Origin of the sequence: Amycolatopsis sp. cmx-4-83 (genome assembly GCF_046548815.1) — a bacterium.
Lineage (GTDB): Bacteria > Actinomycetota > Actinomycetes > Mycobacteriales > Pseudonocardiaceae > Amycolatopsis > Amycolatopsis pretoriensis_A.
Map to the genome: position 1 here is coordinate 40,772 of NZ_JAEBEF010000013.1, position 14,757 is coordinate 55,528.

At 69.4% G+C, this 14,757-nt stretch carries 10 protein-coding genes; 4 read left to right on the top strand and 6 right to left on the bottom strand.

The genetic code is table 11. The features are described from left to right. Nucleotides 1-87: 87 nt before the first annotated feature. Nucleotides 88-1,596: an MFS transporter gene (locus ACLJQM_RS36485; RefSeq protein WP_410634867.1), complete on the bottom strand. Its 1,509-nt coding sequence runs from the start codon at nucleotides 1,594-1,596 to the stop codon at nucleotides 88-90. Between the two features lie 214 nt (nucleotides 1,597-1,810). Between ACLJQM_RS36485 and ACLJQM_RS36490 the strand changes: the two genes are divergently transcribed. Together ACLJQM_RS36490 and ACLJQM_RS36495 are read left to right on the top strand one after the other, a co-directional pair. Further along, nucleotides 1,811-2,086, top strand: a complete 276-nt coding sequence (locus ACLJQM_RS36490; protein ID WP_410634868.1) for a hypothetical protein — start codon at nucleotides 1,811-1,813, stop codon at nucleotides 2,084-2,086. A 156-nt stretch (nucleotides 2,087-2,242) separates the two neighbouring features. Then, nucleotides 2,243-2,605, top strand: a complete 363-nt coding sequence (locus ACLJQM_RS36495) for a TetR-like C-terminal domain-containing protein (protein ID WP_410635062.1) — start codon at nucleotides 2,243-2,245, stop codon at nucleotides 2,603-2,605. 260 nt (nucleotides 2,606-2,865) lie between these two features. Here ACLJQM_RS36495 and ACLJQM_RS36500 read toward each other — a convergent pair whose 3' ends face one another. Beyond that, nucleotides 2,866-3,951, bottom strand: a complete 1,086-nt coding sequence (locus tag ACLJQM_RS36500) for a hypothetical protein (protein ID WP_410634870.1) — start codon at nucleotides 3,949-3,951, stop codon at nucleotides 2,866-2,868. A gap of 383 nt (nucleotides 3,952-4,334) precedes the next feature. Here ACLJQM_RS36500 and ACLJQM_RS36505 point away from each other — a divergent pair, with 383 nt between their 5' ends. After that, the gene (locus ACLJQM_RS36505) at nucleotides 4,335-5,615 is read left to right on the top strand and encodes a hypothetical protein (RefSeq protein ID WP_410634872.1); all 1,281 of its coding nucleotides are present in this window, start codon (nucleotides 4,335-4,337) and stop codon (nucleotides 5,613-5,615) included. 624 nt (nucleotides 5,616-6,239) lie between these two features. Here ACLJQM_RS36505 and ACLJQM_RS36510 read toward each other — a convergent pair. From ACLJQM_RS36510 to ACLJQM_RS36525, 4 genes are all read right to left on the bottom strand, one after another. After that, on the bottom strand, nucleotides 6,240-7,763 hold the full coding sequence (locus ACLJQM_RS36510) for a S1 family peptidase (RefSeq protein ID WP_247024998.1): 1,524 nt from the start codon (nucleotides 7,761-7,763) through the stop codon (nucleotides 6,240-6,242). A 295-nt stretch (nucleotides 7,764-8,058) separates the two neighbouring features. Beyond that, nucleotides 8,059-9,402 (bottom strand): tetratricopeptide repeat protein, encoded by a 1,344-nt coding sequence (locus tag ACLJQM_RS36515; RefSeq protein WP_247024997.1) that lies wholly within the window; start codon nucleotides 9,400-9,402, stop codon nucleotides 8,059-8,061. After that, nucleotides 9,399-11,099: an NB-ARC domain-containing protein gene (locus ACLJQM_RS36520; protein WP_410634873.1), complete on the bottom strand. Its 1,701-nt coding sequence runs from the start codon at nucleotides 11,097-11,099 to the stop codon at nucleotides 9,399-9,401. Before ACLJQM_RS36520 ends, ACLJQM_RS36515 begins: the two co-directional genes overlap by 4 nt. A 120-nt stretch (nucleotides 11,100-11,219) precedes the next feature. Next, a complete protein-coding gene (locus ACLJQM_RS36525) occupies nucleotides 11,220-11,567 on the bottom strand; it encodes a hypothetical protein (RefSeq protein ID WP_247024995.1) in 348 nt (115 codons plus the stop codon). Nucleotides 11,568-12,103: 536 nt separating this feature from the next. Between ACLJQM_RS36525 and ACLJQM_RS36530 the strand changes: the two genes are divergently transcribed. Then, nucleotides 12,104-14,752 carry an NB-ARC domain-containing protein gene (locus ACLJQM_RS36530; protein ID WP_247024994.1) on the top strand — a complete coding sequence of 883 codons (2,649 nt, stop codon included), beginning with the start codon at nucleotides 12,104-12,106 and terminating at the stop codon, nucleotides 14,750-14,752. Nucleotides 14,753-14,757: the final 5 nt, after the last annotated feature.

Genomic DNA, 14,757 nt, shown 5'->3' on the forward strand with positions numbered 1-14,757 from the left:
CGGAGATCATCATCGGCGTCGAGGAATCCCACGCCCTCAACGAAAGCGTCGCACCCCTGGGAGGAGGGTGACGCCGGACCACCTCCGTCACTCCAGGTCGACGGAGGTGGTCCGGTCCGTGTCCGCCGGCGCGGGGACGGGCACGCTGTGCACCACGCCCGCGGCGGCGGACGTCGGACCGCCCGGGCGGGCCGGGCCAGGGCGGTACCGCCCGTAGAGCAGTCCGAGCGCGACGCCCGCCCCGGACACGATCGCCATGAGCAGCGCGGTCCTGGCCACGCCGTCGACGAGTGCGGCGCCCCGGTTCGCCCCCTCGATCGAGGCGGCGCCGCCGTAGATCGTCGCTGTCACGGCGGTGAGCAACGCGGCCCCGACGTACCGGGCCATGTTGGAGATCCCGGACGCCCCGCCGACGTCGTTGGCGGGCACCGAGGACGTCGCCGCGGCGGACGCGCATCCGTTGGAGAGCCCCATGCCGGCCGCGACGGCCACCAGCGGGAGGACGAACACCCCGTAGCCCCAGCTCTCTTCGAGGAACACCAGCGCCACGAAGCCGCCGGTCGTGATCGCGAACCCGAGGACGATCACGCTCCGGGAGCCGATCTTCTTCGCCAGGCTGCCGACGAAGGGCGCGATGAGAACGATGCCCGCCGCCGCGGGCAGCGTCGCCAGGCCCGCCTGGAGCGGGGACATCGCGAACGCCGCGGGGTCCTGGAAGAACAGGCTCATGACGTACATGAGGCCGTTGATGGCACCGGCGACGATCAGGATCACCAGCGTCGAGCCGACCAGCACCTTGTTGCGCAGGAGCCGCAAGTCGACCAGCGGCGCCCGGACCCGGCGCTCGACGGCGGCGAAACCCCAGCCGGCGGCCGCGGAGACGATCAGGCACGTCCACGTGGGCGCGGACAGCCAGCCCCAGTCCGAGCCGCGGCTGAGCGCCAGCACCAACGGCACGAGGCAGGCGGCGACGAGCAGCATCCCGGCGAGGTCGAGGGACCGCGGCCGGGTCTCGTCGCGCGACTCCGGCACGGTGGCCAGGGTGAGCGGGATGCACGCGGCCGCGATCGCGGCGTCGATCCAGAAGAGGCCCTGCCACCCGGTCGTGTCGACGAGCAGGCCCCCGGCCAGTGGTCCGGCGGCGGCGCCGACCGCCGAGGCGGCGCCCCAGAGCGAGACGGCACGGACCTGAGCGGTTCCGCTCGCGGCGACCGAAAGCAGGCTGAGGCCGCAGGCCAGCAGCGTCGACCCGGCCGCACCCTGGATCGCCCGGCCCGCGATGACGGCGGCGCCGCTGCCCGCGAGCCCGACGACGACGCAGGAGAGCACGAAGAGCAGCAGCGCTCCCGAGAAGACCCGGCGCCGGCCGGCGATGTCGCCGAGCGCGCCGCCCGTGACGATCACGGCGGCGCCCACGAGCGAGTACCCGGTGACGGCCCACTGCAGCGTCGTGGCCGAGGCGCCGACGTCGTGGCTGATGGCGGGCAGCAGGATGGTCACCGCCGAGGTGTTCGCGTTCACGACGAGCGCCGAAACGCAGGTGACAGCCAGTACTGCACCGCCGGCCGGTGCCGGCGACGTCGATTCGGAAGCCATGCCGGCATGGTTGCCGCGGGATCGCCGGACCGCGTCACCTGTGCGGGGTGAGCCCGCCGGGCAGCCTGCAGCCGAGCGCCGCTCGCGCCTGCTCCGGTTCGCCGAACGAGTGGACGGTCGGCCGCCGGCCCTCCGGGGACGAAGCGGGGGTCATCCACCACGGGTGACGACGCGGGGGCGCCCGGCCCGCAAGGTGGGCGGCGGAGGTGCGGTGATGGCGGATCGGGCGGACGGGCGGCCGTCGGTCGGCCGGCGGGTGGGTGCGGGGATCTCTTCGGTGGCGCTGTTCGCGGCGTTCGCCGTGGTGTCCGGCGCCCTGATCCGCCATCCGGTGCACCTGGTGCTCGCGGTGCTCCTGCTCGGGGGCGTGCTCGGCGGGGCTGGGCGGCACTGGTGCACCGGAGCTTCCCGCAGGTGGCCGCGGCGGCGCTCGGGGGCGTCGCCGCGGTCCTGCTCGTACTGCTGCCCGGTGTGCACGTCTACGCCTTGATGGCGACCGCGGCCGCGCTCGCCTGGGTGTCGCTCGCGATCGCCGGGGCCGTGCTGGGCCAAGACCTCCCGCAGCCACCCGGAACCTGCCGCGCCGAACCGGCGCGGACCGGGGTGCTCCTGCTCAACCGCGACCTTCGGTGCCGATGCCGCGCCGCTGCACGATTCCGGCGACGTCGATGCCGACCTCGCCGGCTTCCTCGAAGCTCTCGCCGCCGCGACCGCGAGCCCGCAGGGCCGGGCTCTGCTGACCGTGGTGGCCTCGGCCCGGGAAGACCCCGAGCTGCGTGCCGTCGTCGACGAGGTCTTCGAACGCCGCCTCAGTGCGCTCGACCGCCGGCTGCAGGTGGCGATCGAACGTGGTGAGCTGCCCCCGGTCGAGAGCTCCTTCGTCGCCGAGTTGCTCGCCGGGTCGGTCCAGCTGTCCGTTACCCGAGGGGCCCGTGCGTTCACCCGTGCCGACGCCGTCCGGGTGACCGGCGTCGTGCTCGCCGGCATCCGGGCCACCCACAGCACCTGACACCGGACGTCCTGGCACCGGACCCGGTGATGCTGCACGCGGCGCCTTCTTCCTGCCCCACCTGTCGCCGATCCTGAAAGGACTTCGGATGCTCACCCGTGGTGAATGGCCGGGGAGTGCCCAGCGGCACGGTCCGCCCCGGACTTCCGGCGGCGGAGGGGTTGCGTGTAGGGCTACGGGCAAGGCTGTGGCCAGGTCGCCGCTCGTCGAACGCTGATGGTTGCGAAGGACGACTGCGGTGGCCGCGGGGGAGTGTTAGCTCAGGCGTACCGGGTCGGCCTGGGAAACGGGGCGGTCATCGAGGCGGAGAGTACCGCTTCGAAGTCGGGCGGTGGTGTCCATGATGGCCCTGCGGCCGGAATGGGCTCGCCGCGCGCGGCTTGGCACAGCGAGTACTGCGCGAACGTGACGAGGGCGTGAGTTTCCGGGCCGGGATCGCGTAGCTGCCGCAGCGCGGTGCGGTACCGCTCGGCGAGTCCGGTGTCCTTGACGAGGTGCAGCAGCGGGTCGTCGCCGTCGGGCAGCCTCGCCTCACGCGTGAAGCTCGTCAGCCGGCGCAGCATGAACACCGCGACGGCTTCGCCGGTGAGCTGGTCGGTGATCTCCTGGACGTCGTCGGGATCGTAGACGTCGATCGCTTGGGTGTTCCCGTTCATGGCGGCGGCCCGGGGCACGAAGGCATCGCATCGGACGCCGAGTTCGTCCGCGATCACGGGCACGTCGTCGGCGGGGACTTCCCACACCGCGGCGACTTGCGTGCGCCGCCACCAGCGGTCGCGGGTGGGATTGACGCGGTCGACGACCTTCCGGTGTTCGACCTCCACGCCGGGCAGGCTGCTCAGCCATTCCGCCAGGGTCCGGGCGTCCACGTCGATCCGCTCGGCGCCCCGGACGGTCTCGTCCGCCGTGCGGACCTCCACTTCGACACCGGCGGGTTCGGCGAGCTTCACGTGTTCGATGACGGCGACCGACCGCAACGCACTGGTTCGCGTCGCCCCGGACAGCCGTTTGACGAGCACCCGCGCCGGGGTTAGCTCGATCCACCGCGCGTCGGAACGCAGGCTCCACGGCATGGCGACCGACAGCACCAGACCGAGCGCAGCGAGGACGCCGCCGAGCACCAGGGCGGTGTGCCCCATCGTGGTCCACCCGAAGAAGACGGCCACCACGGGCAGGACCACGAAGGCGAGCAGCGGGCCGGCCACCGCGAACGGGATGGCCAGGCTGCCGGCCCACGTCTTGGTCAGCAGGCGCGTGACGCGCGGCACGAACACCAGCCGCACCGCTCCGGACGACGTCGTCACCACCGGGCGCAGGTCCTCGGGAACGGCTGAGGAAACGTCCACCGGCATCTCCCTCGATCGGGGCCACGGGTCGCCAGATTACCTCGATCAGCCCGGTCCGTTGCCGAATTCCGGGTGCAGGTAACGGCTCCGTCAGTACAAGACGTGACGCGCGCCGGGTCGGTCGCGGGGAACGTGGCCCGGCTCGGTCTGCGGCGCCATTCCGGGTCGCAGCGTCGCCCGCGGCCCGGCACTCGGGTGCTCGACCTGGCCTGCGGCTCGGGCGAGCTGCTGTGCACCTGGGACCGCTACGTCGCGGCTCAATGGCTCAACACCCGCCGCCGGCCGGACGCCCATCCCGGTGCGCCCGGCGGACGACCGATCAGCAGCACAAGAGTGGGTTATTCGCTGGCCGCAGGACGGGCGTCGGCTCACACTGGCGGACGATGACCGACGACACGGACGCTGGGAACGACCACTGGTACTACGCGCCCGCCAAGTCGTTGCGGGGAGCTCTGCAACGCGGCTGCGGTGCGGCCGGCGCATGGGTTGCGGCTCATCCGGTCGCACCGGAACTCGTGGTGGACTGCGTGCGCCGGGACTACCGGTGGGACCGGCAGGTCGACGAGCGGACGGTGTATCTCGTCCGGCTGGTCCTCGACGTCGAGTTGTCCATCGACCCTGTCGTCGACCAGCTCTGGCGAGCTGGGCGGAACACCGGCTACGCCGGCAACCGGTTCGGCCAGAGCGTCGAGGTACTGGCTGCCCTTGCCCGGACGGGCGTTACCGCGGCGGTGGACGCTTTGTGCCAGTACGTGTGTGAGGGTGAACGGTGGGTCGAGGTCCTGCAGGCCGTGGCCGGCCACTGGCCCGGCGAATGGTGGGACGACCTCGCTCCGATCGTTGCCGGCCGTGCGGCGAACGCCTCGCCGGAGGACGTCTTCCCCGGTCGGGAACCATGGTCGAGGTGGGCGGGCAGCGACCGCCGGATCGACGTTCTGATCCAGCGGGCCCGACCGCCGGTCGACTGGCGGTGCCCGAGTCTGCCCCATCGAGGCGCTCCGGTCTCCGGGTTGCTCAGCCTGCTCGCGGATCCGGATGCTCCCTCCGAGACGCTCTCGGCGGTGCTGCACGAGTTCGCGCGGCACCGCGATCCGGAGCGGCGGTTGCTCGACGTCGCCGACCAGTTGGCCGCCCGCCCGGACGCCCGGGCGATCGGGTTGGTCCACGCGCTCACGAAACTGGGTCCGCAGATCGTGAGGCATGCTCGCCAATGGGCCCGCAGCCCGTCCCATCCACTGTGGTGGAGAGCGGTGGTAATGCTTACCGAACACGGTGATGCTGCCGACGTTCCCGCACTACTGGACGCCCTCGACCGGCTGGACAGTGACAAAGACGAATGGTGTGGCTACGACGACCTGGCTCGCGGGTTCGCACGCTTGGGTGTCACGGAGTCCGCCCCACGGCTTCGCTCGTTGTGGCGCCAGAGTCCGCACTCTTACGAACGGACCGCCTATGTGAACGCGTTGCTGACTCTGGATCCTGACAGCACAAGGCAATGGCTGCCCGATGCGCTGGCAGACTGCGAGGGCGGCGTCCGGGTGCTGGCCGCACGACACGCGCCGCTCACCGGCGAGGTCCGCCGACAGCTCGGCCGGCTGCGTGATTCTCTTATTGAGAACGCGGACGTGCGAGAGGCCGCCGCCGAGCGGCTCGCCTCGGCGTAGGCGATCACTGCACTGGTGGCGGCACCCCGACGCCGCAGTCGTCAGTGTCCGCTCCGCGGCACGAGCGGGTGTCGGCCTGTCGGTGTGCAGCCGCCACACAGCCCGACGACCCGCCACTTCGGGCTCGGCGAGATCCAAAAGACGCGGAGGCGCCAGGTACGCCGCCAGGATGTAGTTCGGGTGCCGGTCGAGGTTGTTGCGGGCGCGGTCGTAGCGCGAGAATCATCCAGAAGAGATAGGGAAGGTCGGGCCGGCTGCCCGTGGAGGGGGCTTCGACGGCGCGGTGAGCTCCGATTCGGGCGTGACGTGCGGGATTCATCCCCGGCGGCCGATCCCGGTCAGGTCAGGCTCACCGACACGCCGGTCTGTCCGGTGGGGACTTTGCCGTGATGCGGAATCGCTGTGCCACTTCGACGGCAGAGCCGTCTCGGAGGGTGATGATCCCCAGGGTGAGTGGGCCGTTGAGGCCCTTGCCGCCGGAGAACCGGCCTTTGAGGACAGTGCCATTCCTGGCGCCGATCTGTTCTGCCACAACGGCGGATCCCGGCGACTCCTCCGGCCGGTAGCCCGTGATCGCAAGGGCCCGCGCCATCGGCTCGGCGCGGGCCCTTGCGATCGCCGCGGCTATTGGCTCAATTCGGTCCAGGGACCTTGCAGATTGCCGTCCTTGACCGAGATTCGTCCGTCTCGGACGACGGCGATCCTCGGGCCGGTGATGCCGAACGCCGTGGTCCGGTCGGCCTCGGCGAACCAGCTCGCGTTCGCCGACTGGTCGTCCTTGACCTGGACGACGCCGTTCGCCAGCAGGAGACCGATGCGCGCGCCGTCGATGTCGACCTTGGTCACCGCGCCGTCCTGCGGATCCCACTGGGTGCTCCAGCCGCCGAACAGGTCGCCGTCCTTCAGCAGGGCGAATCCGTCGCGGAGGACGGCGATCCGGCTCCCGGACAGGTCGAACCCCGTGACACGGTCGGCTTGGTCGGTCCACGGCGAGCGGGCAGCGTCGTCCCTCACGCGCAGGTGCTGGTCGGCGGTGAGGACGCCGACGCGCGCGCCGTCGACACCGACCGCGGTGGCCGCCCCGGACCGGGCGTCCCATTCGGTCGTCCAGCTCCCCTGGAGGTTGCCCTCCTTGAGGTACGCCGAACCGTCCCGCACGGCGGCGACCCGGTCGCCGGACAGGGCGAAGTCGGTGACGGCGTCCGATTCGCGGACCCAGCCGAGAGCCGGCACGTTGTCGTCCTTGACCCACAGGTCACCGTTCGCCAGCAGGACGCCGATGCGGGCACCTTCTGCGCGCAGCTTCGTCACCGCACCGGAGCGGGCGTCCCACAGCAGGGACCAGGCTCGGTCGCTCACGTCGTTCAGCAGGTACGCGGAGCCGTTCTGCAGCCGGGCGATCCGGCCACCGGTCAGCGAAACATCGGTGACGCGGGTGATCTGCCCGACCCAGCCCGTCACGTCGTCGACGCGGACAGCGGTGGTGCCCTGCCGGGTTTCCGTCTCGCCGAGGCAGCCGTGCTGCCACGACGCGCTGCTGACGGCAGCCAGCTCGACCCGGCCACCGCTCTCCCGCACCACCGGGCCACCGGCGTCGCCCTTGCAGGTGTCGGCCCCGCCGTCTCCGGCGAGCGCCGTCGTCGTGGCGGCAGCGGACGTCACCGCGAAGGTCGCGGTGTGCAATCTGCTGGGCACCCACTCGGTTGCGGTCCGCCCGTAACCCGCGACGCGCAGCTTCTCACCGGCGGCCGGCGGGGTGGCGGCGAGTGCGGCCGGCTCGACGTCGGTGACCGCGTCGGCGAGCTTCGCGAGCGCGAGATCGCGGTCGCCGCGCACCGCGACCGCGGAGACCGTGGTCTGGTACCCGCTGGTGCCGTTCAGATCGGTGCGGCCGACGATCGCCGTGACGGCGGTCGCCGGCGCCCCGCCGTCGGCCGTGCCGGGAAAGCAGCTCGCGGTGGTGAGCACCCAGTTCGGCGCGACGAGCACACCGCTGCAGGCCCGGCTGCTCGAGGTGAGCTTCGCGGCAAAGGCGTAGGCACCGTCGACGGCGGGCGCGCCTCCGGAGACGGCCTGCGCCGGAACGGCAGTGCCGAGCCCACCGAGGACGACCGCGCCGACGAGCAGCGCGGGTTTGAGACAACGCATCGATCCCCCCTTGGATCTTCGATGCCGGATTCGGACCGGCACGACAATCTTGTCGATCGAAGCGGGAGTGTCAGCGTGATAATGCTCTCTGTAACGAATGACGAGCCCGGGACGAGTAGCCGGCGCGGAAAAGCGGTGGGTGGGGAGGAGGCGAACGGACCGCATCGCCCTGGCTTGGCCTGCCCGCGACCCTGGTCGTCGATCAACCCGGTGCTGAGTTCGGGCTCCGTGCCTGGTCCCCACTCGCCCTCGACGCGTGCCCGAAGGACTCCTCCGCGCGGACTTCGGCGTTGCTTCAAGAACGTTCTTCGGAAGCGCGTTCCTGAAAAGCCGGCCGGACTCGGCTCCACAAGCGGTCGGTCGGTACCGCGTCGTGCAGCGGGCATGGGCAGGATATGGGCGGTCCCTCGGCAGGAGGTGCGGCTCGGCTGGACGCACGTGAGCGCATCTGGCGGATCAGCCAGCCCCAACCGCCGAGTTCACGCGATGTCGCCAGGCGCGCCGCACGGATGACCGTTCGCGCGGCCGCCCATGGTTTGGTGCGGAGCTGCACGATCACCAGCTGGCTGAGGAACAGCAGCTCACCGCGGACGAAGTTGTCCCGCCGTGCCGACTCGGTCGCCCTGCTCAGCAGGAATTCGGCACGATCGAGGTCGCCGTCGGTGCGGGCGAGACGGGCCAAGGCGGCGTCGAGTTGTGCTTCGGCGCTGCTGCGCTGGCGGACGGTGTGGAAGATCCGTCCGGCTTCCTCGAAGTGGGACATCCCTTGCTCTCGCTCGCCGCGACTGACCAGGATCTCGCCGACGCGCAGGTGGAAGAAGCCGACCTGTGTCCCTTCGACCGCCACGGCCTCCTTGATGCGTTCGGCGAGCACCAGGCAAGCGAGCGCCTTTTCGTGGTGGCCCCTCGAGAGTTCGATCCGCCCGGTGAAGTGCAAAGCGACTGCCGTGGCGAGGTGGTCATCCGCGGATGCGAGCTCGCTCGGCGGGGTCACCGCTTGCCGGAAACACTCCATGGCGCGATCTTCATCGCGGTAGAAGTACGCCGTTCCCCGCGCCGCGGCGAGCTGCCGACGGAACGGATGCCGGGGCGAACCCGCGATCATCGCGTCACAGCGGTCGAGGATCAGGTGTGCGGTGCCGTAGTCGCTGATGTCGATGCAGAACAGTGCTTTGACCCGAAGTGCTCGAAGTCGCTCGTCGTCGTCCCTGGCCTCGGTGACGGCCCGGTCGATCAGAGCGACTCGTCGTGCGCTGCCGACCGACGCGGATGCGCTGTAGCGCGCGCACTCCAACAGGATGTCCACAGTGGATTGACCGTTATCGTGCAACACCGTGGCGACCTGCTCGATGAGCCGGAGAAACTGCGCGTCTTCGGGAAATTCTCCGTCGCGTCCGAGGTTGGTGACCACCTGCACGAGTCGTTCGGTGAAGGTCGCCAGTGATCCGTCCGGAACCCCGACGTCGCGCTCGTGGGCACTGCGGAGGACGGCGAAGTAGCTGTTCATGCTCAACGGTGTATGCCGGTTCTCCACGTAGGCGCGCAGCTCGCGGGCGTAGACGACCAGCGCTCGCTCCGCGCAGCGGTCGGCCTGCCGGCGCAGCCGAGCGCGCATCGTCGCTTCGGCGGCCGCGGTCACGGCAGACCGCAGGTGAAGTCGTAGAGCAGGCTGTGGATGGTGTAGCCCCGGTCCAAGGTGGCTTCCGATGCGTCACCGAACGAGGTGATGAGGGACAGCTGGCACGCGGTGGACAGAACCGCGCCGAACCCGTCCTCGTCGTCGATGCCCGAAACCTCCCCGAGCTCGGCGAACCGGAACGCGTCACCGCGCCCTTTGACGCAGAACGCACCCAGCAGGGCGTCGGCGAACTCCTCGCCGTGCCTGCGTTCCAGTTCGCGCAGGGACTCGACGTAGAGGTACGAGCGAACCTGAGCGGCCAGGTCCGGCGCGGCCTCGTCGCGCAGCTCGCGCAACCGGTGCAGTACCTGGTCGAGCGGGTGATGGCTGGACAAGTACTGCCGGACGGCGAGCCTGATGAGGAACGGCGTCCCACCGGTGACGTCCAGCACCGGCTGCAGAGCCGAGTCGGGGGCGGATCGCAGGCCCGGATCGTTCGCCCCGATGTGGCGGACCAATGCCAGCGCATCAGCGGAACTCAGCGGCGAAACGCGGTGCTCACGCACCGTGTCGACGTGCGGCGTCAGTTCCCAGCGGGTGGTGACCACCAGCCGGTGCGGGTTGGTGATGCCGAAACGGCGAAGCTGCTGTACCGCGTCCGTCGCGTCCGGGACGGTCTCGAGGTTGTCCACCACGACCAGTAGCCGCTCGCCCGGGTCGAGTCCGGCCACGCGCCGGCCGAACTCCGCGCTCCAGAGCGCTCGGCTCGGTCCGAGGTCCAAGCCGAGCTGTGTGGCGATCTCCAGTTGGAGATCGGACCAATAGGTGACTCGATAGGGCTCACTTCCGGAGTTCCCCGCTCCGCTGTGCGGCTTCGTCGCCGACACCCACGCCACCCGGGTGAACCCGCCGGAGCCGACGGCGGCCTGCACCGCCTCGTAGCTGATCGCGGTCTTGCCGACGCCTCCCTCGCCGACGACGCTCACGACGTCGCCGCCACGTTCGTTCATGATCGCGGCGGTCACCGCGTCGACGGTGTCCCGCGCACCGAACAGCTTGTCGTGGTTGACGTAGGCGTGGCGTCTCCAATCAGCAGCCGGCCGCTGCGGCATCCGCCGGGACACCGACTCGGACGCTTCGGCGGGGAACAGCCGAACCCACACCGGCGCTGTCGTCTCCTTGACCGTCACTTCATCCGCGGTGAACCGGGCACTGACGCGTGGTTCGAGGTGGCGGACCACCTCGTCCTGGATCCACGCCGAAACGACCAGCACCACCGACGCATCCGATTTCGCCAGCAGCACCCTCACCCGCGATGCGTCCAGCATCCGAAACGCGTGCACGATTGCTGAACCGGCCACGCCGTGGGCGTCGAAAGTGACCTCGCCGGCGTGCACGGCCATCCGCATCCGCATCGCCGCACCGGGCTCGGCAGCCTCGTTGTGCCGGGCGAGCGCGTCGGCCAATGCTCTCGGCAGGAGGTCCACCAGCGTCGACTTGGGCACCTCGGGCGGCACCAGCACCAGAACGCCGTCACCGCTGTCGTCGACGTGGCATGAAGACAAGTCCGCACCCGCGGTGCCGAACGCCTCTCGAAGGGCTTGGTGCATCCCGGTTCGCACTTCGAGCCGATCGGCATCGGTGCGCCTGCGGGCACCGAACCCCTCGATGTCCACTGCGACGATCGACCGGTGCACGGCCTTGCCGTCATGTGCCACGACACCTCACCAGAAAGCTCGACTCCTGACGGACAAGACGGTCGTGTCCGGCGGCCCCTGCTTGGTCGGTGAGTCCGGACGTCCACGACAACCCCATCGTCGCAGCAGGCACCTGAGCTGTTACTGCGTTCGTGAACTCTTCACCAGAGAGGACCGCACCTCGGCGAGTGGCTCGCCGGTGCTCGCGATGGTGTCGGCGATGTGGTGCTCGCCTCCGCCGTCCCCGGAAAGGCCGGGCGACGCGCCATGGAGAACTGCCGCCGTGCGGTGGCTGAGGACCAGGCGGCCGCGCAGTTTCGCGAGTCCGTCGAATCTCGGTTGATCCTCGATGTCGCCACGCACCCGCCGGACGACCACGACGCGCGTGCACGAGTCGGCGTAGTCGCCGCCCGTGAGCTGTGTTCTCTCTCGTCGAAACTCCGATATTTTCTGGTCGGCTTCAGCTTCACTGAAACAATTGCCGTACATCTACCTTGATTTTCGGTAGTGCAAAAACTGACCAAGTTGCCTAATTCGAGGTCCAGGGTTGCCGGGGTGGTACGGAGGGCGGTGGATCAGTTACTCGTTGTCATTGACGGGAGGGCTGCTAGGTCCCCTGTTGGGGTGGTGACATGCTCCGTTGGACGTGTCGCCGGCGCCAAAAATCCGGCAGGGTGGGCGAAAAGTGGACAACGGGCAACACGTTCGGTCCAGGTCTTTCTAGTCCGAACGGGGTAATTTGCGACGTCCGGCTTGTCGTGAACGTTAACGTAACGCTTCACTGCGATGACGTGCATATTCGTGCGGAGCGCCGGCGTGGGAACGGTGGTCGGCAGGCTGAAGTTGGCGTAGCTTTATTCTAGGAACGCCCTTGTTGTCGCCGCAGGGGTGCGGTTGCTGACAGTGAGTTGACGTTCGCGGGGGGTGAACGGATTGACTATTCGTGCGAAGAGCGTGACTTCGGATTTTCCAAAGCTTACTGAATCTGGTTCGAGTCGTCTGGTGCTGGGCGCCTCATGACAGCTGTGCGATTCGATGTGCTGGGACCCCTGAAGATACGCCGGGAAAATGTGCTGTTGCCGGTCACGGGGCTGAAAAGCAGAACGATCATCGCTTGCCTGGCGCTCAATCCCGATGAGCTCATCGACATACAGACACTTCTCAACGCCGGTTGGGAGAGTCCGCCGCCGCGCAGTGCCGTGCACCAGGTCCGCAAAATCGTGTCAACACTTCGCTCCAACCTCGGGGAGGGCTGGGACACGATCGCCACGTTTCGCGAGGGGTACATGCTCAAGCCCCCGCCGGAGCTGTCCGATGTCGTCCAGTTCACCCGCCTGTACGCGCAGGCGATGGCGAATCCGATGGCCACCGATGAAGATCTCAGCCGCGCGTACAAGGCTCTTGCTCTCTGGCGGGGCAGGCCTTGCGAAGGTTCCGAGCCGCGGGGAAGTGACAGCCGCATCGCGGAACTGCTGGCGCAGCACCGTGCCCTTCTCGACCGCACTCTCAGGGCCTTCGGCGAGCGCGGACGCTGCGACGAGCTGCTGGCCGTCGTGCAGACCGCTTCGCGCATCCACGCCGATCTGCCGGACCCGTTGGTGGGTGACAAGCCGGCGGACTCGCCGACGTTTCCCGAGCAAAGGTCTGCGGGAGCCACTGGGCCGACCGGCCTCGGTCGCGCCTCCGTTCGCGGTGGCGGCAGCTGGTGCCTCCCTCGTGATTTGCGTGATTTCAGCGGCAGGGCGGACGAGGTGCGCCAGCTGGTCGAGTGGCTCTCGGGTTCTCGTTCAAGCGCCGGCTTGGTGACGGTGCACGGCATGGGCGGGGTCGGCAAGTCGACGCTGGCCGTGCACGTCGCTCATCGGATCGCACCGGAGTTCCCCGACGGGCAGCTGTTCGTCAACTTGGGTGCCTCGGTGCCGTCGGCGACTTTGACGGTGCGCGACGCCGCGGGAATCCTGTTGAGCCAACTGCGTGTGCCGGACGAGGACATCCCGCCTTCCGAGCAGGGCCGTCTCGCGCGCTGGCGCGATCTGACAGCTCGGAAGCGGCTCCTGATCGTTCTTGACGACGCCGAGTCGGCGGCACAAGTCGAGTCCCTGCTCCCCGCGTCGCCGAGCGTGTGCATCACGACATCACGAGTCGACCTTCACGCGATCGATGCGCCGCACTACCTGCGCCTCGAGGTCCCGCCGGACCACGACTGCATCGCGATGTTGCGGGGTATGCTGGGCGACCGGCGCGTCGACGAGGAACGGGAACAGGCGCTCGAACTCATTCGCCGTTTCGGCAACCTCCCCCTCGCGCTGCGACTGGCGGCGGCACGGCTGACGACCCGGGAATTCGGCACGCTGAGCGAGCTGTTGCTGGCCCTGGCCCAGTCCGCCTCTCCGGCGGACGACCTCGAAGTCCCTGGCCGGAGCCTCGTCGAATCCTTGAACATGTCGCTGAACTCGCTGGACGGGACGGATCTCGGTGCGTTCCTCCGGTTGTGCCTCCTACCGGCGCCGGAGTTCGACGAAGCGGCGGTCGCGGCCGGGCTGGGAAAGGACCTCGACTCCGCTCGGCGGGTGTGCCGGCGCCTGACGGATCGGGCCCTGCTTCAGAGAGTGGCCGCGGGCGCCTACCGCATCCACTCGCAACTCGCCGAAGCGGCGCGTGCGCACATCCCCAGCCGTGTGCGGGTGGAAGAGCAACGCCGGGTGGTGGCCGACGCCATGACGTACTACGGGGCCGCCTTCGGACTGGACGATTCCGGTCGATCGAGTTCCTCGTCCATCCCGAGATCGGATGTGCTCTTCGCGACGGTGCGGCGATCTTCCGAACTGGCGGGCCAGTTGGGTCTGCTCCCCGGCTTCGCCGAGCTCTGCCTGGCGTGGGAGCGTCCACTGACCTTGTACCTCGATGCGGAACAGCAGAAATTGGTTTGGGGACTCGCCTGCGAGGGGGCCCGGAATCACTCCGAGCCGCTGGTCCGGGGAAGGGTGCTCCTGGCCGCTGCCCGCGGCCACTGGCACGGAGGTGACGCCGCCGCCGGCCTGAAATCCGCGCGACGCGCGTGGGAGGAAGCACGCCGGGCCGACGACGATCTGCTCCGAGTCCACACTCTTTTGTGGTACAGCTCGTTCAACTGGCTCTGCCGGGAGGTCACGACGGGAGTGAGCCACATCGCCCGCGCCAGGATGCTGCTCGAAGGATGCGGCGACGACGCGGATGAGCGGGAGATTCGTCGCCTGAGCCTCGAGATGGACTCGAACGAGGCCGCTCTCCGGGTGCAAGAGGGGCAGTTCGACCTCGCGGCCGGCCTGTGCCGAAAGGTGTTGGACGTGGCCGACATCGATCCCAGGGTCCGGATCATGGCCGGTGCCACCCTGGCCGAGAGCAGGATCGGCACCGGGCAGTACGGAGACGCTCTGATCGCGAGCTCGGCAGCGCTGCGTGAAGCGGAACGGATCAGGTCCCCCTACGGCCGGGCCCTCGTGTTGCAGCAGACGGCGGTCGCGCTGCGGGCGCTGGCGAAACCCCGGGAAGCGGTGGACGCGGCAGAGCGGGCGCTGAGCATGGCGAGCGACGTGGGATCGGTACGCCTGATCAACGAACTGACCGCTTTCCTCGATGAGGAATCCGAATTGTCCGGCTGTGAGGAGGGTTCGTCCGCGCCGGGAAAGCCCTGACCGTC